Genomic DNA, 26,510 nt, shown 5'->3' with positions numbered 1-26,510 from the left:
CCTTCTCGCCAGGCCCATGTCATAGCCGCTCACGCCTCCCGCGCATAGCTGCGCAGGCGCGCCTCCAGCACCGCCAGCATGGCATCGCGGGCCGGGTCGCGCGAACCGCGCAGCCATGCGGCGGCAAGCGGCAGCCGGCCGATGGGGCCGCTCTGCTTCGGCCGCAGCGGCACGAAGCGCACGCCCGTCACCGCCATCCGCGTGGTCCAGCGCGGCACGATCGCAACACCGAGCTTCGTTGCCACCAGATGGATGATGGTCTGCTTCTCGTCGGCGACCTGCACGATGCGCGGCGTCAGCCCGGCCTGCTCGAACAGCTTGATGGTGAGGTCATGGCTGTGCGGCCGCGAGCGGCGGTCCGGCACCAGCATCGCCTCGTCGGCGATCTGCGCCAGCGTGATCGACTTGCGCTCGGCGAGCGGGTGGCGCTGCGGAAACGCGACGATCGCGGTCTCCTGGAGCAGATCGCGGAATTCGAGCCGCTTGTCCGCACTGTCGGGCGGGCGGACGAAGGCGAGATCGAGCGCACCGGTCAAAATCTTCGGCAGCAGCCGGACGGTCTTGTCTTCGAGCAGCTGCACCGCGATCTCGGGATGCTTGTCGCGGAAATCGCGCAAGAGCGGCGGCAGCAATCCCGCCGCCGCGCTGTCGATGGCGCCGACCCGCAGCCGCCGCGCGGCGCCCGCGCGCGAGCGGTTGCGCAGATTATTCTCGACCGCCTCGACCTTGGCGAGGATGGCGCGGGCATCGCGCAGCAGCGTCGAACCGTCTTCCGTCAGCGACACCGCGCGCGTGGTCCGTGCGAACAGCCGCGTTCCCAGATCTTCTTCCAGCAGCCTGATCTGCCGGCCGAGCGCGGAGGGCAGCATCTGGAGCTGCTGCGCCGCATGGCCGAAATGCAGCTGCTCGGCCGCCGCCACGAAGCATCGCAACTGATGCAATTCCATCCAAGGTCCTCTCGTCTCGCCAGGCGAGGATTATATCATTTTTTTGTATAAACCAGCGCCAATTGAGTATGCCTCCTTCCCCCGCCTAGGCTCGTTGCCGGCGTGGACCTCAGGGTCCGCCGATACAACAACAAGCCGGAACTCGAGGAGGCCAGGGTGGCGAGCGAGATTCAGACGCGCGTGCTGCGCAAGATCACTTGGCGCATCGTTCCCTTCATCATGCTGCTGTACTTCGTGGCCTTCATCGACCGCGTCAATATCGGCTTTGCCTCGCTGACGATGAACAAGGACATCGGCCTGTCGCCCACCGTCTACGGTTTCGGCGCCGGCATCTTCTTCTGGGGCTATTTCCTGTTCGAGGTGCCCTCCAACATCATCCTGCACAAGGTCGGCGCGCGGATCTGGATCGCGCGGGTGATGATCACCTGGGGCCTCGTGTCGGCCGCGATGGCGTTCGTGCAGGGCCCGACCAGCTTCTATGTGCTGCGCTTCCTGCTCGGCGTCGCCGAAGCCGGCTTCTTCCCCGGCATCATCCTCTATCTCTCCTACTGGTTCCCGGCGCGCCAGCGCGCCGCGGTGACCGCGCTGTTCATGGCGGCGGCGCCGCTGTCGACCGTACTCGGATCGCCCGTCTCCGGCGCGCTGCTGGAAATGGATGGCCTGTTCGGCTTCAAGGGCTGGCAATGGCTGTTCGTGCTGGAGGCACTGCCGGCCGTGCTGCTTGGCTTCGTTGTGCTGGCATTCCTCACCGACCGCCCGGAAAAGGCAAAATGGCTCGCGGACGACGAGCGGCGATGGCTGGTCGACGTCATGAATGCGGAAACCACGAGCAAGGCCGCGACCGCGAGCCACAGCATCTGGCGCGGGCTCGCCGATCCGCGCGTGCTGGCGCTCGCGCTCATCTATTTCGGCACCTCGGCAGGCCTCTACACGCTCGGCGTCTGGGCGCCGCAGATCATCAAGCAGTTCGGCCTGTCCACGCTCCAGGTCGGCTTCCTCAATGCACTGCCGGCAACCGCCGCCGTCGTCGCCATGGTGCTGTGGGCGCGGCATTCGGACCGCACCGGCGAGCGCACCTGGCACGTCGTGCTCGCCTGCCTGCTCGCGGCCGTGGGGCTCGCCTATGCCGGCCTTGCGACCGGCGTCGTCGCTGTGCTGGTCGCGCTGACGCTGGTGAACATCGGCATCTCTTCGGCCAAGCCGCCACTGTGGAGCATGCCGACGCTGTTCCTGTCCGGCCCCGCGGCCGCGGCCGGGATCGCCACCATCAACTCGATCGGCAATCTCGGCGGCTTCGTTGGTCCGGCCATGATCGGCTGGATCAAGGACCAGACCGGCAGTTTTGTCGGCGGACTCTATTTCGTCAGCGGCCTGCTCGTTCTCTCGGCGGTCCTGACCCTGCTATTGTCGCGCGCGCAGACCGCGCCCGTCGAACCCGTCCCGCAATCCCACTGACATCTCAAACGGAGCATCTTCATGCGCACTCATTCGATCGCAGCAATTCCGGCCGACGGCATCGGCCCCGAGGTCATCTCGGCCGGCGTCCGCGTGCTGGAGGCTCTGGCAAAACGCAGCGGCGACCTCGCCTTCAACGTCAAGACGTTCGACTGGGGCTCGGACTATTACAAGAAGCACGGCGTGATGATGCCGGCCGACGGGCTCACCGAATTGAAGAAGTTCGACGCGATCTATTTCGGCGCAGTCGGTGCGCCCGACGTGCCCGATCACATCACGCTGTGGGGCCTGCGCCTGCCGATCTGCCAGGGCTTTGATCAATACGCCAATGTGCGGCCGACCAAGATCCTGCCCGGCGTCGCCTCGCCGTTGCGCAATGTCGGCATTGGCGATCTCGACTGGGTGATCGTGCGCGAGAACTCGGAAGGCGAATATGCCGGCATGGGCGGCCGTGCCCACAAGGGCCTGCCGGAAGAGGTCGGCACCGAGGTCGCGGTGTTCACCCGCGTCGGCGTCACCCGCATCATGCGCTACGCCTTCCAGCTCGCGCAGTCGCGGCCGCGCAAATTCCTGACCGTGGTGACCAAGTCGAACGCGCAGCGCCATGGCATGGTGATGTGGGACGAGATCGCAGCCGAAGTCGCGACCGAATTCCCCGATGTGACCTGGGACAAGATGCTGGTCGACGCCATGACGGTGCGCATGACGCTGCATCCGAAGAGCCTCGACACGATCGTTGCGACCAACCTCCACGCCGACATCCTCTCCGATCTTGCCGGCGCACTCGCCGGCAGCCTCGGCGTCGCGCCGACCGGCAACATCGACCCGCAGCGCCGCTTCCCCTCGATGTTCGAGCCGATCCACGGCTCTGCGTTCGACATCACCGGCAAGGGCATCGCCAACCCGGTCGCGACCTTCTGGACCGGTGCCCAGATGCTGGAGCATCTCGGCGAGAAGGACGCGGCAATACGGCTGATGTCGGCGGTCGAGCGCGTCTGCGCGGCCGGCGTGCTGACGCCCGATGTCGGCGGCAAGGCGACGACGAAGGAAGTCACGGACGCCGTTATCGACGCGATCCACGGGACGAACGTGTAATCGCTACCCGACGTCATGGCCGGGCTTGTCCCGGCCATGACGAGTTGTGGATCAACTACTTCCGCCCTTGCGGCGGAGGCGCCGGCGCCGCCATCGCGGCCACAGGCTCGGGCGGCGTCAGATGGCGCGGGACGATGATGGACTGGCCGGGGGTGAGGGTCGCGTTCTCCGCCAGCGAATTGCTCTGCGCCAGCGTCCACAGCGGCACGCGGCGGGCGGCGGCGATGCTCTCCATGGTGTCGCCCGCGCGCACCGGCACCCGCACGCCGCTGTCCCACAATTCCACCGGCGTGTTCGGCGGCACGAGATAGCGCAACGGTACCGCATCGGCCTGGCTCTGCGCGGGGATGCGTGGCAGCTGCGTCACCATCTCGATGATCTGGCGATGGATGTCGTCCGACTTCTCGATGTTGATGTGCGAGACGCGGCTGTTCTCCTTGAGGTCGTAGCTCGCGTAATGGCCCCGATAGCCGGGCACGGCCACGACGTCGCCGCCGCCGAGCACGCTGTCGGAGAGGAAGATGTTGATGAAGCGCTCGACATTGAGCGGCACGTCGCCGGTCGCATGCGCGGAATCGATGGCGATGACGAGGCTGATCCGGATGTTCTCCTTGGCCGCCATCTCGGAGATCACGACCGAGCACAGCCCGCCCATGGAGTGGCCGATCAGCACGATCGGCGCCGGGCTCTCCTTGTAGCTGGAGATGACACGATCGCCGATCCATCGGCAGATGGTGAATTCATAGACGTCGGCCGAGAAGCCGGCCTTCGTCAGCTTTTCGCTGAGCCGGTCCATGCCGGTCGAGAAGATCGGCCCCATGGCGCCGCGGAACAGGTAGATCTTTGGCGGCGGCAGCGGCTCGACCGGCGGAGCGGGAGGCGGCGGCGCAGCGGTCGTGACCGCGGGGCGCTTCGGCTTCGCAGGTGAGGCAGCGGCCATGCCGGTGCCTAGGGCGAGCAGCGCAACCGCTGCCAGCACGACTAGCCGCCTCAAATCGATCATCCGTCCAGCAGTCCCACCATGGGAGGCAAAGGCCTCCTCCGCGGGCTTAGTGACCACCGATTGGGTGGATTTTGGGGCACGGAACCGGGCCCGTGACGCCCGTCGGTCGAGGTTCTCATCCTGCCCCTTACATCCCCGGCATCAATTGAAGGGAATCCATGGCTGGGCTTCGCAGGTATCAAGGATCACCGAGCTCTGGACTCCCTTGTAGGCGTCATCGTCGAAAAAGACCGAATAGGCGGGGTGTCTGTCAGACGGACCAGCGCCCTGCCTCAGGCAGACGAAATACGCCCCCGGCCCGTGGTCAGTAGGGCGGACGGCGGATGTCTCGAGTCCCCCGGTCAGCTTGACTTCGGCGGCTGCCTTCCTGACGCCCTCCTGCACCGCCTTGGCACCAGGCGGACGCGGAGGATGATAGACAGGAGGCAAATTCCCGCTCGACGCGCATCCCGCCAGCAGCAGCGTCAAGATGGCGGACAAGGCCGCCAGAGAACTGCGGCGGCCGAAGACGGACCTTCGCTGGCCGCACGCCAACTCATATCGTGAATGCATCGCTTGTCCCCAGTGCCGCGCTCGCTGCGCGCCTCATCCCTGGGTCAGGACGAGATAGAGGCAGCCGGCGACCGTGGGCAGGAACGCGACCAGGGCCGTCATCCAGAAGCCGGGCTCGAGCATCGAGTCCTGGTCATCCCTCTCGTCGACTGCACGCCGATCTGCATTCGTCCGGCTCCACGCCTCATCGGCCGTGAACAGGGGAACGCTGCTCGCGCGCGCATCGTCGCGTGCTGCGCTTTGGCGCAAAGCGCGTTGGGAAAGGCGAGTTATTCCGGATGTCAGCATGTCATTGACTCTGATCGGCTACCAATATGTCGGGCTCGGATGTTGCGGGGCGCGCGGCCGCATCACTGTGTCAGCGCCTGATCTGAATTCGCTCCGGGCACAGGCGGCGGGGCCGGATTGTTGGCCGGGCTCTCCTTGGCGCCGGAATCGGTCCAGGCCGGCGGCAGGCCGAGCCCCTGCCCCGCGATGCCGGTGATGCCGGGAAACCGTCCGAACGCTTCGCAGGCGACGTATTTGGGTGCACCGCCGAGGCGCACGGGAATGCTGTCCATCGGCGGCAGCGCAGGGATGCCGCCGAACGGCGATTCTCCGGTCGTAACCAGTTTTGCGAAGTCCGTGCCGAAATCGGCGGCGAGATCGTAGGCATCGCCCTCATTGGCGACCCGCGGAGAGTTGGTAATCGAGTTGGCGCCGCGCGCCCAGACCATGGCCGCCTTCTGAAATCCTGCAAAATCGCGCGCCTCCGCCTCGACCGACAGGCTGCCGAGCCCGACCGGAAGCCTCGGCACCGGTACAGGCACGCCGGGCAGCGCAACGGTCTTGGCAATCGACAGGGCCTTCGATGCGCCGGAGGCGGTCGGGCTGGTCGGCGCGGCATGTGTCACGGTCGCCTGCACCGTGAGATCGGCATCGTCATCGGATGAGACGATACGGAAGCGCTCGCTCAAGCGGAGACACAGCTCGCGGCTGATGGCGTTCGCAACCAGGCGACGTTCCTTTTCGTTCAAGACGACATCCGTGCGCGCGGGAAAGACGGTCGATGCGATCCGGATCGTCTTCGCCGCCAGGACATCCTGCTTGTTCACGCGGATTTTCGATCGCGTCACCAGCCCGTTCGCTTCCGACATCCGGTCGTAGCTCCTGAGCGAGCCGGCCTGTTCGAGCGGCGCGGTCGCACACCCTCCGAGCGCAAGCGCGGCACCCATCAGGGCCGTCCGTGGAAAGCGCATGGTCCCATTCCCGCATCGGCAGTTTATTAGAGAGATCGCTCTAATAATCACTTCTCACGCCTCGCAACATCCGTCAACATAAATAGATGGAACTCTCTAATTTTGATTTTCTCGTGGCGAACCGTCGTGCTAAACGGGGCGAGTGTGAGTGGAGATGTCCGGTTTGAGGAAAGTCGACCCCGTTAAGCATGAGCAGAAGCGCGGGGAAATCCTCGGCGCGGCGATCCGCTGCTTCATCCGGGACGGCTTCCGCGGCGCCAGCACGACAGATATCTGTACCGAAGCCGGCATCAGTCCGGGCCACCTCTATCACTACTTCGCGAGCAAGGAGGCGATCATCGAGGCGATGATCGACCTCGGTCTCGCGCGGTCGGCCGAGCGGTTTGAAAAGATTCTCGCGGCCACCGACGTGATCGAGGCACTGCTCGTCGATATCGAGGAAACCAGCCTGCGGTTTCGTCCCGCCCAGATCCTCAATCTGGATGGTCTCGCGGAGGCCGCCCGCAATCCTGAATTCGCTGCGATCATCGAACGCCACACCGCGGCGGTCCGCCGCATGTGGAGCGACTTCCTGCGCCGCGCGCAGCAGCAGGGACGGGTGGATCCTGGGTTAGATCCGGACGCGACGGCAAACATCCTGATCGCCCTCGTCGACGGATCCCGCGCCATGCCGATCCGCAATCCGAAGCTGGATATCAAGCAGAGCGTAGAGCATCTGAGAACGATGCTCGCGCGCTTCCTGAACCCGCCCGACGCACAGAGCGCTGCGATCAAGCCCCGCATTCAGAAGACCGGTCGTCCCCTGAAGCTGGTCAGGAAGCGATAGAGCCCGACCCTAGAGCGGCAGGAGCCGGTTCAGCAATTCCAGCAGCGTGCGCTGCTCGGCCGCGCTGAGCGGGACCAGCATCTTTTCGTTATAGGGCTCTGTCAGCCTTGCCCCCTCGGCAATGAGCTTTGCGCCCTTCGGCGTCAGCATCAGCTCGACGGCGCGACGATCCGCCTTCGAGCGGTTGCGCTTGATGAAGCCGGACGATTCGAGCTCGTTCAGGATCTTGATCAGGTTCGGCAGGCGCAGCCGAAGCAGGCTGGCGAGGCTGCTCGGCGGCACGCCGGGATTGTCACGAATGACGGCGAAGATCGCATAGGTCGCCGGCGTCAGGCCCAACGCGGCGAACTCCTCGTAAAAGCCTTCGAAAAACTTCAACTGCGCGAGGCGCAGCATGAAGCCGGGCGTCCGCCGGAGCGCGCGCAGGTCCAGCGATTTCTCCGGCTGCTGATCGGACTTCAACCCGGGTCTTACGGTTTTCGAACTCATGATCCTCAATCCGCGGCGGCCAAAGCCGAATTGACACTCTCAAAAATAGCTATAAAATATAACTATTATTTAGCGGCACCAAGACCGCGCATGGGAGGGACACAATGAACAGCAAATTCCTGCACAAATTGTGCATTTTGGCCTCGATGCTGGTTGCCGCGCCGGGCTTTGCCCAGGATGCCGTGAAGATCGGCATCCTGAACGACCAATCCGGTCCGTTCGCGAGCTATCAGGGGATCGGCTCGGTCGTCGCCGCAAAAATGGCGGTCGAGGATTATGGCGGCAAGGCCGCCGGCAAGCCTGTCGAGGTCGTCGCGGCCGACCATCAGAACAAGACCGACATCGGGATCGGCATCGCCAGACGCTGGTACGAGAATGACGGCGTCGACGCGATCTTCGACATCCCCAACTCGTCGATCGCGCTCGCTGTCGCCGGCATGAGCGCCGAGAAGAACAAGGTCTTCGTCGGATCGGGCGCTGGCACGGTTCTGTTGACCGGCGAAAAATGCACGCCCAACACCGTGCACTGGACCTACGACACCTATGCCTACGGGCGCGGCCTCGGCAAGGCGATCGTGCAGCAGGGCGGCAAGAAGTGGTTCTTCATCACCGCCGACTACGCGTTCGGTCACGATCTGGAGAAGCAGGCCGCGGAGGCCGTGAAAGCGTCCGGCGGCGAGGTGCTCGGCAGCGTGCGGCATCCGCTGGGAACGGCTGACTACGCCTCCTTCCTGCTCCAGGCCCAGGCTTCGGGCGCGAACGTCGTCGGCTTCGCCAATGCCGGCGACGATACCATCACCTCGATGAAGCAGGCCGCCGAGTTCGGGCTGACCAAGGACCACAAGCTGGTCGGATTGATCCTGGGGATGAACGGCCTTCCCTCACTCGGACTGAAGTTTGCGCAGAGCGCGCAGATCATGAACCCGTTCTACTGGGATCTGAACGACGGCACGCGGGCTTTCGCCAAACGCTTCGCCGAGCGCATTCCCTCGAAGGCTTATCCCAACGACATGCAGGCCGGCGTCTATGCCTCGGTCATTCACTACCTCAAGGCGGTCGACAAGGTCGGCGGCGCCAAGGACGGCAAGGCCGTCGTCACCGCGATGAAGGAGATGCCGACGGACGATCCGCTGTTCGGCAAGGGCTACATCCGCCAGGACGGACGCAAGATCCACCCGCTCTATTTGCTCCAGGTCAAGGCGCCCGAGGAGTCGAATTCGGCCTGGGACCTGCTGAAGGTCGTCGCCACGATCAAGGGCGAGGACGCATTCCGCGCGGAGAGCGAAGGCAAGTGTCCGCTGACCACGCAATAACGGCCGGGAGCTGACCATGAGCGGCATTGCATCCAGTCCGATCGACCCGTTCGCGCCTGACTTCCTGATGGACCCCTATCCCGCCTATGAAGCGCTGCGCGCGCTCGGGCCTGCGTTCGCGCTGGAGCGGTATGGCGTGTGGGCCATGGCAGGCTATGCCGAAGTCGAGCCGGCCCTGAAGGACTGGAAGACGTTCATCAGCGGCGAGGGTGTCGGGCTTCACGGGATGAATCCTGCCCTGCCGAAACCGCTGACACTCCAGATCGATCCTCCCGATCATGACAAGGGCCGCCGCGTCCTCGGCCGCACCCTGTCACCGGGCGTCGCAAGGAAGCTGCGCGAGACGTTTCAGCTAGAAGCGGAGAAGAAGGTCTCGGAGCTGATCGACAAGGGCACCTTCGATGCCGTGGCCGATCTTGCGGAGGCCTATCCCATGAAAGTGTTTCCGGATGCGATCGGCATCCGGCCTGACGGCCGCGAGAAGCTGCTGGCCTGGAGCACGTTCGTGTTCGACAGCTTTGGCCCGGAGAACGTAATGCTGGCCGCATCGCGCAAGGCGGGCCTCGCCGCTCAGAGCTGGATCATGGAATGCTGCGCCCGGGACGCGTTGCAGCCCGACGGGCTGGGCATGATGATCTACCAGGCGGCCGACGACGGCGAGATCACCGAGCACGAAGCAACGCACCTGGTGCGGCCGTTCCTCACCGCCGGGATCGACACCACCGTCAATGGCATCGGGAATACCCTGCTGGCACTCGCCACGCATCCGGATGAATATCGCAAGCTGCACCACAAGCCGGAACTGGCGCGCAACGCCTTCGAGGAGGGGTTACGCTACGACTCACCGGTGCAGACGTTCTTTCGCACCACCTCGCGCGACGTCGAGATCGGCGACGGCGTGATCCCCGCGCACCGCAAGGTGCTGCTGTTCATGGCCTCCGCCAACCGCGATCCGGCGCGCTGGGACAAACCCGACCGCTTCGATGTCGAACGGAGTGCGACCGGACATGTCGGCTTCGGCGCCGGCATTCACGCCTGTGTCGGCCAGATGATTGCACGTCTGGAAGGCGAATTGATCTTCGGCGAGCTTGCAAGGCGCGTGAAGACCATCGAGCTCACGGCAGAGCCGAAACGCAGGCTCAACAATTCCCTGCGCGGACTGGAGAGCATCCCGGTCCGCGTGACCGCCGCTTAGGCGGCATCACGCGGTGCTGCGGGCGCGACGCGCCCTCAGTTCCTGGCCGGCGCCGTTGCCGCCGCGGAGCGTGCCTGCCGCGGGGCCCTGGGTGCGCCGGGTTCGGCGACCGGACCTGCCGGGGCGCGCGAGCGCAAGATGGCGGCGTCGATCTCGCCGATGACGCGGCGCTGGATCGCCTCGTTCTTGTCGATCGAGATGTGGCCGACGCCGGTGCCGCGGACGTCGACATTGTCGAGCTTGCCGCGGAGACCAGCCGCAGCGCGCACAGGCTCGCCGGGACCGTCGCCGATATAGATGTTGATGTAGCGTTCGGCGCCGGTCGACAGCCTGGTCTTGAATACGGAATCGAGGCCGATCGCTAGCTTCACGGGCACGCCGAGCTGGTTGAGCTTGGCGATCATGTCGGGCAGCGCGGTCGCGCCGGAGGAATGGCCGACCAGGACAATGGTCTTGACCCGACCGGCCCTGTAGTTGGCCGCGGCCTCATCAGCGAGCGAGGACCAGGACACGAAGTTCGCGACGGTCACCTGGACGCCCTGCGCCTGGAGGCGGGAGCCGATCGTATCGAGCCCGAGCGAGAAGATGTTGAGCACGCCGCGGAGCAGGTAGACATGGGTGGTCGCGGCCGCGGACTGGCTCGGCGCCGCCCTGGCGGTGGACGGGCTAATGGCAACAGCTGACAGCAGGAGCAGGCAGATCGCCCACACACGGAGGGCGGGCAACTGGCTGGCGCCGGCGGTGTGACGGCCGTTCGGTCTCATCTCGATGTTTTCCCTGGGGACGATACGCTTTGCGATTGGCCGGAATCGTAGCCACGGCCTGCTCGCAGACGCAACAAAGAGGCGCGTGAGCGGCAATCTTAGCCACAAGCCGTGACCCTCGCGCAACACTTGCCCGGAACCTGCCACCGAAGGGACTGTTTTGAGACCATTTTTCTCCGGCCAATTGCGGCCGGGCAAGTGCATTCCTATTTCAGGGCTCCGCTGACCTCCTCCCGGACGGTTCCAGCCTCCCCTCCCCAGTCTTTACCTTTCAGCCCTGCGGCCATCATGTCCTCCATCATTTCCGTCGCCAATTTGTCGAAGACCTATGGGTCCGGCTTCAAGGCGCTCAAGAACGTCAATCTCGACATCAAGCGCGGCGAGATTTTCGCGCTGCTCGGCCCCAACGGCGCCGGCAAGACCACGCTGATCTCGATCATCTGCGGCATCGCCAACCCAAGCGAAGGCACGGTCCTCGTCGGCGGCGAGAACATCCAGACCTCGTACCGCAAGGCCCGCTCGCTGATCGGCCTCGTGCCCCAGGAATTGCACACCGACGCCTTCGAGAGCGTGTGGGCGACGGTGAGCTTCTCCCGCGGCCTGTTCGGCAAGCCGAAGAACCCCGCCCATATCGAGAAGGTGCTGAAGGACCTCTCGCTCTGGGACAAGAAGGACAACAAGATCATCACGCTCTCCGGCGGCATGAAGCGCCGCGTGATGATCGCGAAGGCGCTGTCGCACGAGCCGCAGATCCTGTTCCTGGACGAGCCGACCGCCGGCGTCGACGTCGAGCTGCGCAAGGGCATGTGGGAGGTGGTGCGCACCCTGCAGCAATCCGGCGTCACCATCATCCTGACCACGCATTACATCGAGGAAGCCGAGGAGATGGCCGACCGCATCGGCGTCATCAACAAGGGCGAGATCGTGCTGGTCGAGGACAAGGCGACGTTGATGGAGAAGCTCGGCAAGAAGCGGTTGACGCTGCATCTGCAGGGCAAGGTCACGACGCTGCCGGACAGCCTCAGCCATTACGAACTCGACGTCTGCGACGGCGGCGCGACGCTCGTCTACGACTACGACACCAAGGGCGAGCGCACCGGCATCACCAGCCTGCTCAGCGACCTCCGCAACGCCGGCATCCGCTTCAACGATCTCGACACGACGCAATCGTCGCTCGAGGACATCTTCGTCGACCTCGTGAGGACGTCATGAATCATCGCGCCATCCGCGCCATCTATCTGTTCGAAATGGCGCGCACCTGGCGTACGCTGCTGCAAAGCATCGTCTCGCCTGTCGTCTCGACCTCGCTCTATTTCGTGGTGTTCGGTGCCGCGATCGGCTCGCGCATCAGCCAGGTCGAGGGCGTCAGCTACGGCACCTTCATCGTGCCGGGCCTGATCATGCTCTCGGTGCTGACACAGAGCATCGCCAACGCTTCCTTCGGCATCTACTTTCCGAAATTCACCGGCACGATCTACGAAATCCTGTCAGCGCCAATTTCCTATGGCGAGATCGTGCTCGGCTATGTCGGCGCCGCCGCGACGAAGTCGATCATTCTCGGCCTGATCATTCTCGCCACTGCCGGCCTGTTCGTGCCGCTGCACATCCATCATCCGGTCTGGATGCTGACCTTCCTGGTGCTGACGGCAGTGACGTTCAGCCTGTTCGGCTTCATCATCGGCATCTGGGCCGACGGCTTCGAAAAGCTCCAGATGATCCCGATGCTGGTGGTGACGCCGCTGACCTTCCTCGGCGGCAGCTTCTATTCCATCGACATGCTGCCGGCAGGCTGGCGCACCGTGGCGCTGCTGAACCCGGTCGTCTATCTGATCTCGGGCTTCCGCTGGAGCTTCTACGAGATTGCGGATGTCAGCGTGTCCGTCAGCATCTGCATGACGACGGCGTTCCTGGTGATCTGCCTCGCCGTGATCTGGTGGATTTTCCGCACGGGCTACCGGCTGAAGAACTGACCGCAGATCCGTAGCCCGGATGGAGCGCAGCGAAATCCGGGACGAGCGTCACCTCACGCACCAGCGGCCCCGGATTGCGCTTCGCTCCATCCGGGCTACGGCGCTACCTCACCTGTAGCAGTGGAAGCGATGGTAGCCGTCATAGTAGCCGCGGCAGCGGTAATGGCGGTGATGCGGAATGCCGAACACGCCCTCCACCGCACCCACGGCCCCTCCAACACCGGCGCCGACCGCGCCGCCAACGACGCCACCGACAGGCCCGGCAATCCGGTTGCCTTCATAGGAGCCCTCCTGGGCGCCGCGCACGATGCCCTGGGCGTGGCCGGCTTGCGGCAGCGACAACAGCGCGAGCAGGATGGCGGTGGCTGCGAACAGCAGGCGGACGGGCAAACCGGCCGGCAATTGCGCGGCGGCGATACGGGCTTTGTTCATCTTCGGTCCCAAGGGAATTAAAGGGGAGAGGGCAGCGGAAGCCGCCCGTCGAGGGCAGCCACAATCAACGCCTGAAGCGGCCGAATGGTTGCGCCTTTGTGACGAATTGTCGGCGTTGTGACTGCTTGGCACGCTCGCGAAAATGTCAGCGCCACCGCCAGCCACGCGGCACAAAGCGGCCTTGCTTACGCCCGGCATCGCGTTAACGATGGAGGGGCAGCCCGCTGGAACGAAAGCCGGATTGCAGGCATATTGCACGCCGGGGGACGGAGAGCCGCGGCGCCTAGCGTGAACAGGCCGGAGGCCAGAACTCAAATGCGTTTCCAGATGCGTTCTTTTTTCATCGCTTTTTCCTCATTGATGTTTTTGAGCGCGGGCACCGCGCAGGCCAAGGTCGAGATCACCGTCGACAAGGACAATCAGCAGATGACCGTCGCCGTCGACGGCGTCGCGCGCTATCACTGGCCGGTGTCGACCGGCATCCCCTCGCGCGAAACGCCGGGCGGCGCCTTCCGCGCCTTCCGCATGGAAGAGGATCACTACTCCAAGGAATTCGACGACGCGCCGATGCCGCACGCGATCTTCTTCACCAAGGTCGGGCACGCCATCCACGGCACCGACTCGGTCGGCCGCCTCGGCTCGCCGGCGTCGCACGGCTGCGTGCGACTGTCGCGCCAGAATGCCTCGACGCTCTATGCGCTGGTGCAGCAGCAGGGCGTGCTCAACACCACGGTGACGCTGACCGGCTCGGCCCAGGTGGCTCTGGCCCGCAACCCGCGCGGCCGCAACCCCACAGCAGTGGCCCGCGCGCCGCAGCCGGCCGAAGAGCAGTACGCCACTTCAGGCGATCCCGTGAATCTCGCACCGCCGGCGCAGCCCGCCCGCCGCTACATGCCGCAGGACGACAATTACATCTACCCGGCCGACGGCAGCGACACCGGCACGCGCTATCCCGCGCCGCGCTCGGCCAGCCGTCCGCTCTATGACGCACAGGTCTACCAACAGCAGCAGCCGCAGCAGTACTACAATCAAGGCTACGGCCAGCAGGGCTACTATCAGCCACAGCCCCGGCAATACTATCAGCCGCGCGGTTACTATCAGAACTGACGCTACCGGAACGCGGCGTTGCCGCGTTCGACGATCTTTCGCGCAGCATCGACGAAGGCGCGCGCGACCGGCTCGAGGATCTCGGGCCCGGTCGCGGCGAGATCATCCGACGGCGTATGAAACGTCCGATGGCGCCCGGCCATGCCGAGGAAATTGGCGTAGCCCGCCGCATGCACGTCGCGCAGCTCACCGACCGCCTGCTTCTCCGTCACCAGACGCTTGGCCTCGACTTTTGCAAAAGCCTCGTCGGTCAGCGCGACGGCGGATTTGCTCAGCACGAGATAACGCTCTTGCTCGGGCCGATCGGTGCGCGCGCCTTCCGCGAAGGCATAGCAGGCGTTCGACGAACCGAAATGAATCCACGCCAGCGTGTCCTTCGGTGCCGGCGCTCCGTGCTTCAAAAACAGCTCCATGCCGCCATGGCCGATCTCGTGGCCGGCGGTGGCGATGAACACAAGATGCGCCGGCCATTTCTCGGCGGCGACGGTGCGCGCCAGCGCGAGAAAATTGGCGATGCCGGGGCCGCGCTCGCAGACGCACGAGTACCAGCCGGTCATCGGCGTGGAGACGACGATGACCGGCCCACGGCCGGCCCCGATCTCGGCGATGACGTTGCGGCCAACAACATCGCGCTCGTAATGGCCCTTGACGTCAAAGGTCACAGGCGCACCTGAGGCGAGCGCGCGCTCGAACACCGCTCGCGACGCCGCGCCGACCACGATCACCGGCACGGGCCAGGGTGCATCCTCCTGCGTGACGTTATAGGCGAAGCGGTCGTCGGCGGGATTGCCGATCATCAGCAGGATGGCCGCCGGCTTCCTTGCCGCGGCTTCCTCGATCGCCGCACGATGGGTCGGCCCCAGATAGGCGCCCCGATCGAACGGCAGATCGAGCAGAAGGATCCTGCCGGTAACATCGCCGTCGCGCGCGAGCGGCGCGGCGAGATGGAAGCTGGCCTTGTCCTCCGGCGGCCACCAGAATGGCGTCGCCTCGACAGAGATGCCGGCGGCTTCGGCGCTGGCCCGCTCGACGACATATTGCCGCCCGAGCACGACGGGCTGGAAGCTGATTTCGAAACCCGCCTGCTTCATCTCGCCGGCGATCCAGTCGGCCGTCGCGCGATCGCCCGCCGAGCTGAAGCGGTGCAGACCGAAGGACGCATAGCGCGCCACATCTTCGTAGAGGCTCGCACCCGAGAGCACATCCTTGGCTAGCGCCTGTCCGACCATGAGAATCGCCATCGTTGCGATGAAGATAAGCCGCATATGAATGGCTCCCTTTTTTGAGAGCCAGTTTCCGCCTTCCCCGGCCGCCGTCAAGCACCTGTCGACCACGAAGCTGGACGAACCGGGCGAAGATTTCATAAGCTCCTCTTTTCACTTGGGCTGCGAACCTTGATGCCGTCACGTGCCGCGACAATCCTGATCGTGCTCTCGGTTCTCATTGCGGGACGAGCCATGGCCTTTGATCTCGAAGCGCATCGCGGCGGGCGCGCGCTGTTGCCGGAAAACACCCTGCCGGCCTTCGCCAACGCGCTGTCGATGGGCGTGGACACGCTGGAGCTCGACGTCGGCGTGACCGCGGATGGCGAGGTCATCATCTCGCATGAACGCGGGCTCAATCCCGACCTCGCGCGCGATGCAGGCGGCGCCTATGTCGCCGCGCCCGGCACACCGTTCGTGAAGCTGCGGCTCGAAGAGGTCAGGGCCTATGACGTCGGCCAGATCCGCCCCGACAGTTCCTACGCGAAGCAATTCCCCGACCAGCGGGCCGTGCCGGGGACACGCGTTCCCACCCTGGGCGAGCTGTTCGCGCTGGTACGCAAGGCCGGCAACACGCGCGTGCGTTTCAATATCGAGACCAAGATCGATCCAAACCATCCGGACGAGTCGCTCGATCCGCAAGGCTTTGTCGCAAAGCTGCTCGGGCTGATCGAGGCCGAGAGATTGTCCGATCGCGTCATGATCCAGTCGTTCGACTGGCGGACCCTGCTGCTCGTCCAGCAACAGGCGCCCAACATTCCGACGGTCTACCTGACGCTCCAGCGCGGCTCGGGCCAGACGGTGGCGTTGGACAAGGCGACGAACTGGACGGCGGGTTTCAGCCCGGCCGATCACGGCGGCTCGCTGCCGCGGACGATCAAGGCTGCGGGCGGCGCGGTCTGGTCGCCCTATTTCGGCGATGTAACCGAGGCGGTCGTCTCGGAGGCACACACGCTCGGACTGCGCATCGTGGTCTGGACCGTCAACAAGCGCGAGGACATGGCGCGCATGATCGAGCTCGGCGTCGACGGCATCATCTCGGACAGGCCGGACCTGCTGCGGCAAGTCGCGGGCGAGAAGGGAATTGCATTGCCGGCGGGAACGCCGGTCGTGCCGTGAAGTCTATCCGCCGTCATGGCCGGGCTTGTCCCGGCCATCCACGTGTTGCGGCATCGTCGGAAGAACGTGGATGCCCGGGACAAGCCCGGGCATGACGACCTCTCGTAAATCTGCGCGCCGTACCTTTGGCGTCCCTACTCCCCATCCCGCAGACGCCGGTACAGCGCGCCCAAAATATTGGAATAATCATCCGTCCAGACCCGCACCCGGTCGTCGGCTTCGGTCTGCTCCCATGACTTGGAGGAGGCGAGCCGGCCGACGTCGGCCTCCTCGCGCGCGGAGATGACGACGTCGGTCGAGAAGATGTAGTCCCCGTCGCGTCCGGAATCCTCGTTGAAGACCCAGCTCTTCAGATCGTTGGCATCGGCGATGCCGACCACGACGGTCTCGAGATCGAGGTGCCGGTTGGAGACGTGCATCACCACGGCACCGTGCGGCGCCAGCTTGTCCTTGTAGATATTCATCGCCTCTTCGGTGGCGAGATGAATCGGGATCGCATCCGACGAATAGGCGTCGACGATGATCAGGTCATAAGCGCCGTCGGGCTCTTTCGCGAAGGTGAGGCGAGCATCGCCGATCACCGGCTTCAGGCCCGGCATGCAGCTCGATATGTAGCGAAAGTTCTTCGGGTCGCTCGCCGCGTCGACCATGGACTGGTCGATCTCGAAGAAGGTCCAGCTTTCGCCGGGCTCGGCGGCACAGGCGAGCGTGCCCGATCCGACGCCGATTGCAGCGACCTTCAGCGGCGCGCCCTTGCGCTCGCGGAGCGCGGTGATGGCCTGACCGATCCCGCCGTCCTTGTGATAGTAGGTGATCGGCTCGGGCCGGCCGACGACCGGCGTGCCGTCATTGTTGCGGAAGCGCTCGGCGCCGTGGATCGTGGTGCCGTGCATCAGCACATGGAAATAGCCGCCGGGCGTCACCACGATCTTGTGCACGCCGAAGAAGCTGCGCACCGTCGTGACGCGGCCTTCGTCCGCCGGATAGACGCGGATCAACGCCAGCGCGAGCGCGGCGGTGGCGAAGATCTTCCAGCGGCTGGCGTTGAGCGCGAGCGCCAGAAGTGCTGCGAGCACGCCGACGGCCCCCGCGACCCAGACGCGATGATCCTCGAACCAGGTCGAGAGATCGCCGGTCATGTAAGACGGCGCGACCAGCGCCACCGCAAGCACGGCGAGTGCCAGCCAGTACCATCTGACGATACCCGCCAGCCGCTCGTTCGCCGGCGGCCGGCACAGCGCGGCGAGCGCGACCAGGATCGGGTATTCGGCGATCCAGGAGAAGGTGAATGGAGCAACGAGGCCGGCAAAGAGTCCACCGACCATGCCGCCGAACGACAGCGCGACATAGAAGCCCGTGAGATATTTGGCGGCCGGGCGTGTCCGCGCCAGCTCGCCATGGCAGGCCATGGCGATGACGAAGAAGCACAATTGGTGGCCGCCGAGGGTCAGCAGCAGATTCTGTTCGCCGCCGAACGCCAGCAGGACGATGACGCCCGCGATCGCGACCGGCTGGAGCATCAGCATCCATTTGTGCGGCAGCAGCGGCCGCGACTGGAACACCACCACCCAAGTGAGTAGATACAGCGACAGCGGCAGCACCCAGAGCAACGGCGCCGCCGCGACGTCGGTCGAGATGTGCGCCGTGACGGCGATCAGCAGCCCGGACGGCACCGCGGCGAGGAAGATCCAGCGCAGCCGCGTCACGAAGCCTGGCGCCGGCGCATTGATGTCCTCGGTTTTTGCGTCGACCACGGCCAGCTTCGGCGAACGCAGCAGCAGCACGCCGCAGGCGGCGATCAGGAGGATCAGGAGGCCATAGCCAAGGGTCCAGAACCGGTTCTGCGTGTGCAGCGTGAAAATCGGCTCCAGCAGGAACGGATAGGACAACAGCGCGAGGAAGCTGCCGATGTTGGAGGATGCATAGAGGAAATAGGGATCGTGTCCGGCAGGATGGCCGGTGCGGACGAACCAGGCCTGCAGCAGCGGATTGTTGGCGGCGAGCGCGAAGAACGGCAGGCCGATCGAGACCACGAACAGGCCGAGCAGCCAGAACGCATAGCCCGACGCCGGTGGCTCGCCATAGGCGGTGGCGATGCCGAGCGGCAGCGTGGCGAAGGCCAGCGCCAGCAACACGAGATGCACCACCACGGGAACGATCCGGCTCCTGATCTGCATCAAGAGATGCGCATAGGCATAGCCCGCCAGCAGCAGCGACTGGAAGAACACCATCGCCACCGACCACACTGCCGGCGAGCCGCCGAGCCGCGGCAGCACCATCTTGGCGAACAGCGGCTGCACCGAGAACAGCAAGAGCGCACTGACGAAGATCGCGGCAGTATAGACCGTCAGCAGCAGCCGGTTGCGCGACGAGGAGGGCTGCTCCGTGGCGGCGGGTTGCACGATCGAATCCATGGAAGCTCCGGCTTAAACCCCGGCGGGCGCCGGACGCGCGCAATGGAGCACAAGGCGCATGAACGGGCAATAAAGGGTCTCGTGATGTTGCAGCGACGATTGCTTGATATACAGATGTCATTCCGGGTCTGGTCTTTCGGACCATCCCGGAAAGACCGCGGAACATTTTGAATCCTTCATGAGCGAAACCGACGTCATCATCATCGGCGCTGGCCATAACGGCCTCACCTGCGCGGCCTATCTCGCGATGGCGGGCCTGCGCGTGCGCGTCGTCGAGCGCCGCAAGGTGGTCGGCGGGGCCGCGGTCACGGAGGAGTTTCACCCCGGATTCCGCAACTCGGTCGCGGCCTACACGGTGAGCCTGCTCAATCCGCAGGTGATCCGCGACTTGGGGCTCACTGAACAGGGCCTGCGGATCGTCGAGCGGCGCGCCCAGAATTTCCTGCCCGCGCCCGACGGCAGCTATCTGCTCACCGGCGAGGGGCGGACGAAGGAATCCGTCGCGCGGCTGAGCACGCACGACGCAAGCGCGCTGGACGGGTTCTCGCGCGAGCTGGAAGACATCGCCGACGTGCTGCGGCAATTCGTGCTGCGTGCGCCGCCGAACCTGCTTGACGGTTTTGGCACGAACGCGATCCGCGAAGCGGTGAACGCGTTGCAGAGCGCCAACATCCTGCGTGGGTTGACGCTGGAGCAAAGCCGCAGCCTGCTCGATCTCTTCACCCGCTCGGCCGGCGAGATACTGGACGAGCGCTTCGAGCACGATCTGGTCAAGGCGCTGTTCGGCTTCGATGCCATCGTCGGCAATTATGCCAGTCCGTACGCGGCGGGCTCGGCCTATGTGATGCTGCACCACGCCTTCGGCGAGGTGAATGGCAAGAAGGGCGTCTGGGGCCACGCCATCGGCGGCATGGGGGCGATCACGCAGGCGATGGCGCGCGTCGCGCAGGGCCGCGGCGTCACGATCGACACGGATGCGGGTGTGCGCGAGATCATCGTCGAGCGCGACCGCGCGGTGGGCGTAGTGCTGGACAACGGCACCTCCATCCGCGCGAAATATGTCGCGGCCAACGTCAATCCAAAGCTGCTCTACACGCGGCTGATCGCGGCCGACGCGCTGCCCCCGGACTTCCTCGCGCGCATCCGGCACTGGAAGAACGGCTCCGGCACCTTCCGCATGAATGTGGCGCTGGACCGCCTGCCCTCCTTCACCGCGCTCCCGGGCGACGGCGATCACCTCACCTCCGGCATCATCCTCGCGCCAAGCCTCGGCTACCTGGACCGCGCCTATCTCGACGCGCGCGCGCTGGGCTGGAGCCGGGAGCCTGTCGTCGAAATGCTGATCCCCTCCACGCTCGACGACACGCTCGCACCGGCGGACAAACACGTCGCGAGCCTGTTCTGCCAACACGTCGCGCCCGAACTGCCCGACGGAAAGTCCTGGGACGACCATCGCGAGGAGGTCGCCGATCTCATGATCGCGACGGTGGACAAATACGCACCTGGCTTTGCGGCAAGCGTGCTTGGCCGCCAGATCCTCTCCCCGCTCGACCTCGAACGGCAATTCGGCCTGCTGGGAGGCGACATCTTCCACGGCGCGCTGACGCTGAACCAGCTGTTCTCGGCGCGGCCGATGCTGGGCCATGCCGACTATCGCGGGCCCCTGAAGGGCCTCTATCATTGCGGCTCCGGCGCCCACCCCGGCGGCGGCGTCACCGGCGCGCCCGGCCACAACGCCGCACAGGCGATTTTGAGGGATCACCGCTCGCTGTTCGGAAGCCGTGGATAGGTCTGTGGAAAGGGCTGTGGACAGGCTGTTGGCAGGGCTGTGAGAAAGCAGTGGGTCGCCTGCGCGCGGCAGGCCCGGCGCGCCCCGTACAAGGCGGTGGAAAAGCTGGGGACGAGTGGCGGGATAAAGCCGTGGACAACTTGGGGGAAACGAGTGGAAGGCCTGTGGGCATTTCCGGGCCGCCCCCCAAAACGACCTCGCCCGCCGGGGGCAACTCCCCGTGCGGGCGATCGTCAGGTAACAGCCTCTAAAGAAAAACAGCCCCCGCCAGGAAATGGGAGGCGGAAATTACTTCAAGGAACTGCTAATCGAACCGAACTTGTCGTTCAAGCTGGTGCCCAGGCTGTTCACCACGGTGATGATCGCCAGCGCGATGCCCGCTGCGATCAGGCCGTATTCGATCGCGGTTGCACCGGATTCGTCCGACCAGAACTTCAAAACCATGCTCTTCAAGACTCGCCTCCGTTTCAATTCCAAGGTGCGTTGGCTGGATCCAACACCCGGAAATCTACGGGATACAACCTGCAGTCAGGTTAAATCGGAACCTGCAAGTTATGCGGAAAATTGGGAACAAAAGTTCCAAAAATTGAACTGACGGAACCCTAGAATGCAGCTTTCTCCCACTCATCGCGCCTGCTTTTCGATCGGCACCGAGGCCGCGGCCAAGCGCGTCGTCGACGTGCTCACGGAGGTCTTTTTCGACGGCGATGCGGCGGTCGCCGCCTTCGAACGGCCGGACGGACAGTGGGACGTCACGCTCCATTTCGCCGAGGCGCCCGATCAGGCATGGCTGCGGGAACTCATTGTAACTTCGGCAGGAAACGAGATCGCGGACACGCTCATCTTCGACATTGTCGAGGCCAAGGACTGGGTCAAGGCGAGCCTCGAAGATCTCGTCCCGGTGCCGGCCGGGCGCTTCGTCGTGCACGGCAGCCACGACCGCGACCGCGTCGCGCCGAACAAGCTTGCCATCGAGATCGAGGCAGCGCTCGCCTTCGGCACCGGCCACCACGGCACCACACGCGGCTGTTTACTGTTGCTTGACCACGTCCTGAAGAGTTCCCGGCCGAGGAGCCTGCTCGACCTCGGCACCGGCACCGGCGTGCTGGGCATCGCCGCAGCGAAGGCGCTGCATCGCGCGGTGCTCGCCTCCGACATCGACCCGCCGTCGGTGCGGGTGGCGGCAGAGAACGCGACACTGAACCACGTCGGCAACCAGGTGCGGGTGATCCGCGCAACCGGATTTGCCGCACCGGACTTTGCCAGATGCGGCCCGTTCGACCTGGTCCTGGCCAACATCCTTGCCAATCCGTTAAGGCAATTGGCCGGCCCGATGGCGCGGCACCTCGCGCCCGGCGCGCGCGTCATCCTTTCGGGCCTCTTGACCCACCAGGCCCCCGCCGTGATCGCCGCCTACCGCGCACGCGGCCTCGTGCCGCTGCGGCACCTGCGGATCGAGGGGTGGAGCAGCTTGTTGCTGAGGAAGATGGGGTAAGGCCAGCGTAGGTGCCGTCGGGTGGGCAAAGCGACTTGTCCGCCATAGCTCGAAGAGCGACGGCGGAACACCACTACTCCGCCGGCTTCTCGTCCCGGCGCGTCGCGCGCTTGCCCTGCAAGGCGCGCCTGGCGCGGCGCTCGGCGAAACGGTCGATCATCTGGCTGATGAGGCCGCGCGGCTTCTTCGGTGTCGTTGCGGCCGGGGCGCGGTGGGCCGGCGGCGAAATCTTCTCAAACATGAACGCTGGCATCGTGTGTCCCCTCGCCGTTGAGATGAACCACCCGCTCGAATTTCCCTGTTATCCGGACGAAGCGCAACTGCTGCATCCTGTACTCCACTCAATTCGAATGGACCATTTTCAAGCACGGTCCGTGCCAGATGCGACCCCAAATGCGTCTACATTGCGGACTGATCCTCATGATCCTAAACTGAGCCATGTTCGAAGCACACTTCCAGACATTCGAGGAGCCCGAGGCCGGCGTCGCATTGACGGCGCGCCTGGCCGCGCTCCGTGAAGAACTCGCCCGCCGCAAGCTGACCGGCTTCGTCGTTCCGCGCGCCGATCAGCAGCAGAACGAGTATGTGCCCCCCTCGGAAGAGCGGCTGGCCTGGCTGACCGGCTTTACCGGTTCCGCAGGATTGGCGGTGGTGCTGACGCATGAGGCCGCGGTCTTCGTCGACGGCCGCTACACGATCCAGGCGGCCAAGCAGGTCGACGCAAAGGCCTGGGCGGTGGAATCGCTGATCGATCCGCCGCCGGAGAGCTGGGTATCGACGCACCTGAAGGCCGGCGACCGCCTCGGATTTGATCCGTGGCTGCACACTTCTTCGGCAGCCGAGCGCCTCGCCGCCGCCTGCGCCAAGGCCGGCGCCGAGCTGATCGCCGTCGACAGCAACCCGGTCGACGCGATCTGGCAGGACCGGCCGCAGCCGCCGCTGGCCCCTGTCGCCGTGCACAGCCTGCAAAATGCCGGGGTCGCCGAGGCCGAGAAGATCACGCAAATCAAAAGCGAGATCGCCAAGCTCGGCGTCGACGCGCTGGTGCTCTCCGACAGCCACGCCGTGGCCTGGACCTTCAACATCCGCGGCGCCGACGTCGCCCATACGCCACTGCCGCTGTCCTACGCGCTGGTGCCGAAGGACGGCCGGCCGACCGTGTTCATCGACCACCGAAAACTCTCCAATTTGACCCGCGACCATCTGGAACAGTCCGCCGACGTGCGCGAGCCCGATGCGATGGCACCGACGCTGATGGCGCTCGCCAAGAGCGGCGCCGCGATCGCACTCGACAATGCCACCGCGGCCGACGCGCTCAGCCGGCTGATCGCAAGCGCCGGCGGCAAGCCGGTGCGCGGCAGCGATCCGATTGCGCTGCTCAAGGCCGTCAAGAACGCGACCGAGATCAAGGGCACACGGACGGCGCATCGCCGCGACGCCGTGGCGCTGGCGCGCTTCCTCGCCTTCGTCGACCGCGAGGCATCAAGCGGCAAGCTGACCGAGATCGACGCGGTCGAAGCGCTTGAGACGTTCCGCCGCGACACCGGCGCGCTGAAGGACGTCTCGTTCCCGACCATATCAGGCACCGGCCCGAACGGCGCCATCGTGCACTACCGCGTCACCCGCAAGAGCAACCGGCGCATCGCGCCGGGCGACCTGCTGCTGATCGATTCCGGTGCGCAATATGAAGACGGCACCACCGACGTCACCCGTACCATGGCCGTGGGCGAGCCGACGGAGGAGATGCGCGACCGCTTCACCCGGGTACTGCGCGGCCACATCGCGATCGCGCGCGCGGTGTTTCCCGACGGCACGACCGGCGCGCAGCTCGACACGCTGGCGCGGCAATATCTCTGGGCCGCCGGCGTCGATTTCGAGCACGGCACCGGCCACGGCGTCGGCAGCTATCTCAGTGTGCACGAAGGACCGGCGCGGATCTCGAAGCTCGGCACGACGCCGCTGAAACGCGGCATGATCCTCTCCAACGAGCCCGGTTATTACAAGACCGACGGCTTCGGCATCCGCATCGAGAACCTCGAGCTGGTGGTCGCCGCCGACATCGAGGGTGCCGAGAAGCCGATGAACGCGTTCGAGACGCTGACCCTGGCGCCGATCGACCGGCGCCTGGTCGATGTCGCGATGCTGGGCAAGGACGAGCTCGACTGGCTCAATGCCTACCACGCGCGCGTCCGCGCCGAGGTGCGGCCGGCACTGGACGAGGCGACGAAGGCCTGGCTCGATCAGGCCACGGCGGAACTGACGTAGAGCTCGGCCTGCGGGGCACGATGCATAGCTCTACGCGATTTGCGCAACGCTGTTTCCCCACCCATCGCTGTCATTCCCCGCGAAAGCGGGGAATCCAGTATTCCAGAGACAGCAAACGCATGCGGAAAGGCCGCGGCGTACTGGATCACCCGCCTTCGCGGGCGATGACACCGCCCTTAAGGCACGAGCAACGCGCCCAATCGGTCGCCATCGTGCCCTCATCGTAACCGTCCCGAAATCCGAATAGCCGCATTCCGAAACGCCGATATCCGTCTTGCGCGAGCACGCTACAGTCGATTCGACTTCGAAAGACGGACGACTATGCACGGCATGATCAGCAGGCCGCCGGACGCGGCGACGAAAAACATCGCGACCTCGCGCGTGGTGTTGCTGCTGCTGGTCGTCATGACCGGGATCGCGCCGATCTCGCTCTACATCCTGGTTCCGGCGCTGCCAGTGCTGGCGACGACGTTCGGCCGCGACATCTCGATCGCGCAGATGACGGTGTCGCTGTACATGGTCGGCATCGCGCTGTCGCAGCTCATCATGGGACCGCTGTCGGACAGGTTCGGCCGGCGTCCGGTGCTGCTTGGCGGCCTCGCGCTGATGGTCGCGGCGAGCGTCGCCTGCATCTTCGCCGAAACCCTGCCGCAACTGATCGCAGCGCGCTTCTTCCAGGCGCTCGGCGGCGCCTCCGGCATGGTGGTGAGCCGCGCCATCATCCGCGATATCTACGAGCGCGACCGCGTCGCCTCCATGATCAGCCTCGTGGTCGCAGCGCTCATGATCGGCCAGATGGTCTCACCGCTCACCGGCGGCCTGATCGAGACCGCATTCGGCTGGCGGGCAATCTTCTACGCCGTCACGATCGGTGCGATCGCGGTCGCAATCGGCATCGCGATCGCGCTGCCCGAAACCCGCCGCGATCGCGCGGTCGGCAGCGGCGGGTTTCGCAGCGACGTCGGCACCCTGATCAAGAGCCGCGCCTTCATCGGCTATGTGATGTGCCAGGTGCTGGCGTCCCAGATTATCTTCACCTTCGCCGGCGGCGGCCCCTACATCGTGGTGACGCAGATGGGCCGGACCAGCGCCGAATATGGCGCCTGGTTCGCGACAACAGGCTTTGCATATCTCGTCGGCAATCTGCTCTGCGTGCGCTTCGCGCCGCGACACTCGCTGGAAAGACTGATCTGGTTCGGGCTCGGCCTGCAACTCTGCGGCAGCCTGTTGAACCTGCTCTGGAGCTTCACCGGCTGGAACGAGGCTCCGAGCTGGCTATTCGGCACGCAGATGATCGTGATGGTCGGCAATGCCTTCGTGATGGCGAACTCCGCCGCCGGCGCCATCAGCATCCGCCCTGAAGCCGCCGGCACCGCATCAGGCGCGATGGGCTTCCTCCAGCAGGGCATCGGCGCGCTGATGTCGCAATTCGGCGCCTATCTCGGTGGCCATTCCGCAACGACGCGGCCGCTGACCTCGGCGGTGCTGGCGATCTCGCTGCTCTGCGCCTGCATGATGATCTTCGTCGTTCCTCGCCGCGAGGTAGTGGTGAGCGAGGAGTTGATCGAGCAGGCGGAGGAGGAAGAGACGGGGATGATGTGAGGGGAGCGATTGGCCTCGCGCCAATCTCGGTGTCATTCCCCGCGACCCGGCTACGCCAAGGCTTCGCCGGGGCTGAGGTCCAGGGCCGCCGAAGCTTTAGCGTAGGCGGCAAGCGGGGAATCCAGTACGCCGCGGCCCATCGGTTCTATCACAGCCGTCTCGGAGTACTGGATCGCCC

Annotated in this window: 25 protein-coding genes; 13 read left to right on the top strand and 12 right to left on the bottom strand. The window is 65.2% G+C overall.

Annotated elements, in window-relative coordinates; genetic code table 11:
* Positions 1-29: 29 nt before the first annotated feature.
* Positions 30-947, bottom strand: a complete 918-nt coding sequence (locus AB7G19_RS09820) for a LysR family transcriptional regulator (RefSeq protein ID WP_085399505.1) — start codon at positions 945-947, stop codon at positions 30-32.
* 156 nt (positions 948-1,103) lie between these two features.
* Here AB7G19_RS09820 and AB7G19_RS09815 point away from each other — a divergent pair, with 156 nt between their 5' ends.
* The gene (locus AB7G19_RS09815; protein WP_085399526.1) at positions 1,104-2,402 is read left to right on the top strand and encodes an MFS transporter; all 1,299 of its coding nucleotides are present in this window, start codon (positions 1,104-1,106) and stop codon (positions 2,400-2,402) included.
* Positions 2,403-2,423: 21 nt separating this feature from the next.
* Positions 2,424-3,497: a tartrate dehydrogenase gene (locus AB7G19_RS09810; RefSeq protein ID WP_085399506.1), complete on the top strand. Its 1,074-nt coding sequence runs from the start codon at positions 2,424-2,426 to the stop codon at positions 3,495-3,497.
* A 55-nt stretch (positions 3,498-3,552) separates the two neighbouring features.
* On the opposite strand, the gene AB7G19_RS09805 is transcribed toward AB7G19_RS09810, so the two are convergent.
* The 4 genes from AB7G19_RS09805 to AB7G19_RS09790 form a co-directional block, all read right to left on the bottom strand.
* Entirely contained in the window at positions 3,553-4,500 is a 948-nt protein-coding gene (locus AB7G19_RS09805) for a LysM peptidoglycan-binding domain-containing protein (RefSeq protein ID WP_085399507.1), read from the bottom strand.
* A 141-nt stretch (positions 4,501-4,641) separates the two neighbouring features.
* Positions 4,642-4,968 carry a hypothetical protein gene (locus AB7G19_RS09800; protein WP_245343992.1) on the bottom strand — a complete coding sequence of 109 codons (327 nt, stop codon included), beginning with the start codon at positions 4,966-4,968 and terminating at the stop codon, positions 4,642-4,644.
* 117 nt (positions 4,969-5,085) lie between these two features.
* Entirely contained in the window at positions 5,086-5,340 is a 255-nt protein-coding gene (locus AB7G19_RS09795) for a hypothetical protein (RefSeq protein ID WP_085399508.1), read from the bottom strand.
* A 62-nt stretch (positions 5,341-5,402) separates the two neighbouring features.
* A complete protein-coding gene (locus AB7G19_RS09790) occupies positions 5,403-6,266 on the bottom strand; it encodes a DUF3313 domain-containing protein (RefSeq protein ID WP_085399509.1) in 864 nt (287 codons plus the stop codon).
* 178 nt (positions 6,267-6,444) lie between these two features.
* Between AB7G19_RS09790 and AB7G19_RS09785 the strand changes: the two genes are divergently transcribed.
* Positions 6,445-7,116 carry a TetR/AcrR family transcriptional regulator gene (locus tag AB7G19_RS09785; RefSeq protein WP_085399510.1) on the top strand — a complete coding sequence of 224 codons (672 nt, stop codon included), beginning with the start codon at positions 6,445-6,447 and terminating at the stop codon, positions 7,114-7,116.
* Between the two features lie 9 nt (positions 7,117-7,125).
* Here AB7G19_RS09785 and AB7G19_RS09780 read toward each other — a convergent pair whose 3' ends face one another.
* The gene (locus tag AB7G19_RS09780; RefSeq protein ID WP_085399511.1) at positions 7,126-7,605 is read right to left on the bottom strand and encodes a MarR family winged helix-turn-helix transcriptional regulator; all 480 of its coding nucleotides are present in this window, start codon (positions 7,603-7,605) and stop codon (positions 7,126-7,128) included.
* A 104-nt stretch (positions 7,606-7,709) separates the two neighbouring features.
* Here AB7G19_RS09780 and AB7G19_RS09775 point away from each other — a divergent pair, with 104 nt between their 5' ends.
* The gene (locus AB7G19_RS09775; RefSeq protein ID WP_441267758.1) at positions 7,710-8,918 is read left to right on the top strand and encodes an ABC transporter substrate-binding protein; all 1,209 of its coding nucleotides are present in this window, start codon (positions 7,710-7,712) and stop codon (positions 8,916-8,918) included.
* A gap of 16 nt (positions 8,919-8,934) precedes the next feature.
* On the top strand, positions 8,935-10,113 hold the full coding sequence (locus AB7G19_RS09770; RefSeq protein WP_085399513.1) for a cytochrome P450: 1,179 nt from the start codon (positions 8,935-8,937) through the stop codon (positions 10,111-10,113).
* Between the two features lie 35 nt (positions 10,114-10,148).
* Here AB7G19_RS09770 and AB7G19_RS09765 read toward each other — a convergent pair whose 3' ends face one another.
* A complete protein-coding gene (locus AB7G19_RS09765; RefSeq protein ID WP_085399514.1) occupies positions 10,149-10,877 on the bottom strand; it encodes a hypothetical protein in 729 nt (242 codons plus the stop codon).
* Between the two features lie 288 nt (positions 10,878-11,165).
* Here AB7G19_RS09765 and AB7G19_RS09760 point away from each other — a divergent pair, with 288 nt between their 5' ends.
* Both AB7G19_RS09760 and AB7G19_RS09755 read left to right on the top strand, forming a co-directional pair.
* Positions 11,166-12,089 carry an ABC transporter ATP-binding protein gene (locus tag AB7G19_RS09760; RefSeq protein ID WP_028147643.1) on the top strand — a complete coding sequence of 308 codons (924 nt, stop codon included), beginning with the start codon at positions 11,166-11,168 and terminating at the stop codon, positions 12,087-12,089.
* Positions 12,086-12,847, top strand: coding sequence for an ABC transporter permease (locus AB7G19_RS09755; protein WP_028147642.1), 762 nt, complete (start codon positions 12,086-12,088; stop codon positions 12,845-12,847). Before AB7G19_RS09760 ends, AB7G19_RS09755 begins: the two co-directional genes overlap by 4 nt.
* Before the next feature lie 108 nt (positions 12,848-12,955).
* On the opposite strand, the gene AB7G19_RS09750 is transcribed toward AB7G19_RS09755, so the two are convergent.
* Positions 12,956-13,279 (bottom strand): hypothetical protein, encoded by a 324-nt coding sequence (locus AB7G19_RS09750; RefSeq protein WP_085399515.1) that lies wholly within the window; start codon positions 13,277-13,279, stop codon positions 12,956-12,958.
* Between the two features lie 327 nt (positions 13,280-13,606).
* Here AB7G19_RS09750 and AB7G19_RS09745 point away from each other — a divergent pair, with 327 nt between their 5' ends.
* Positions 13,607-14,386, top strand: a complete 780-nt coding sequence (locus AB7G19_RS09745) for a L,D-transpeptidase (protein WP_085399528.1) — start codon at positions 13,607-13,609, stop codon at positions 14,384-14,386.
* A 2-nt stretch (positions 14,387-14,388) separates the two neighbouring features.
* On the opposite strand, the gene AB7G19_RS09740 is transcribed toward AB7G19_RS09745, so the two are convergent.
* The gene (locus AB7G19_RS09740) at positions 14,389-15,651 is read right to left on the bottom strand and encodes a hypothetical protein (protein WP_085399516.1); all 1,263 of its coding nucleotides are present in this window, start codon (positions 15,649-15,651) and stop codon (positions 14,389-14,391) included.
* Positions 15,652-15,783: 132 nt separating this feature from the next.
* Here AB7G19_RS09740 and AB7G19_RS09735 point away from each other — a divergent pair, with 132 nt between their 5' ends.
* The gene (locus tag AB7G19_RS09735) at positions 15,784-16,767 is read left to right on the top strand and encodes a glycerophosphodiester phosphodiesterase (protein ID WP_085399529.1); all 984 of its coding nucleotides are present in this window, start codon (positions 15,784-15,786) and stop codon (positions 16,765-16,767) included.
* Positions 16,768-16,901: 134 nt separating this feature from the next.
* Here the strand turns inward: AB7G19_RS09735 and AB7G19_RS09730 are convergent, their stop codons facing one another.
* A complete protein-coding gene (locus AB7G19_RS09730) occupies positions 16,902-19,181 on the bottom strand; it encodes a spermidine synthase (RefSeq protein ID WP_085399517.1) in 2,280 nt (759 codons plus the stop codon).
* A 178-nt stretch (positions 19,182-19,359) separates the two neighbouring features.
* Between AB7G19_RS09730 and AB7G19_RS09725 the strand changes: the two genes are divergently transcribed.
* Positions 19,360-20,970 carry a phytoene desaturase family protein gene (locus AB7G19_RS09725; RefSeq protein WP_085399518.1) on the top strand — a complete coding sequence of 537 codons (1,611 nt, stop codon included), beginning with the start codon at positions 19,360-19,362 and terminating at the stop codon, positions 20,968-20,970.
* Positions 20,971-21,258: 288 nt separating this feature from the next.
* Here AB7G19_RS09725 and AB7G19_RS09720 read toward each other — a convergent pair whose 3' ends face one another.
* Positions 21,259-21,414 carry a Flp family type IVb pilin gene (locus AB7G19_RS09720; protein ID WP_094183922.1) on the bottom strand — a complete coding sequence of 52 codons (156 nt, stop codon included), beginning with the start codon at positions 21,412-21,414 and terminating at the stop codon, positions 21,259-21,261.
* Between the two features lie 163 nt (positions 21,415-21,577).
* Between AB7G19_RS09720 and AB7G19_RS09715 the strand changes: the two genes are divergently transcribed.
* Complete coding sequence (locus tag AB7G19_RS09715) at positions 21,578-22,465, top strand: 50S ribosomal protein L11 methyltransferase (RefSeq protein ID WP_085399519.1); 888 nt, start codon at positions 21,578-21,580, stop codon at positions 22,463-22,465.
* Positions 22,466-22,538: 73 nt separating this feature from the next.
* Here AB7G19_RS09715 and AB7G19_RS09710 read toward each other — a convergent pair whose 3' ends face one another.
* The gene (locus tag AB7G19_RS09710) at positions 22,539-22,718 is read right to left on the bottom strand and encodes a hypothetical protein (protein ID WP_028147633.1); all 180 of its coding nucleotides are present in this window, start codon (positions 22,716-22,718) and stop codon (positions 22,539-22,541) included.
* Positions 22,719-22,903: 185 nt separating this feature from the next.
* On the opposite strand from AB7G19_RS09710, the gene AB7G19_RS09705 reads away from it, so the two are divergent.
* Both AB7G19_RS09705 and AB7G19_RS09700 read left to right on the top strand, forming a co-directional pair.
* Positions 22,904-24,730, top strand: coding sequence for an aminopeptidase P family protein (locus AB7G19_RS09705; RefSeq protein ID WP_085399520.1), 1,827 nt, complete (start codon positions 22,904-22,906; stop codon positions 24,728-24,730).
* A 321-nt stretch (positions 24,731-25,051) separates the two neighbouring features.
* On the top strand, positions 25,052-26,332 hold the full coding sequence (locus AB7G19_RS09700) for a multidrug effflux MFS transporter (protein WP_085399521.1): 1,281 nt from the start codon (positions 25,052-25,054) through the stop codon (positions 26,330-26,332).
* The last annotated feature ends 178 nt before the right edge of the window (positions 26,333-26,510 follow it).

The sequence above is a fragment of the Bradyrhizobium sp. 215_C5_N1_1 genome, assembly GCF_052075935.1.
Taxonomy (GTDB): domain Bacteria; phylum Pseudomonadota; class Alphaproteobacteria; order Rhizobiales; family Xanthobacteraceae; genus Bradyrhizobium; species Bradyrhizobium barranii.
The sequence above is the reverse complement of the archived record's forward strand: the minus strand, read 5'-3'. Positions and strand labels throughout refer to the sequence as shown.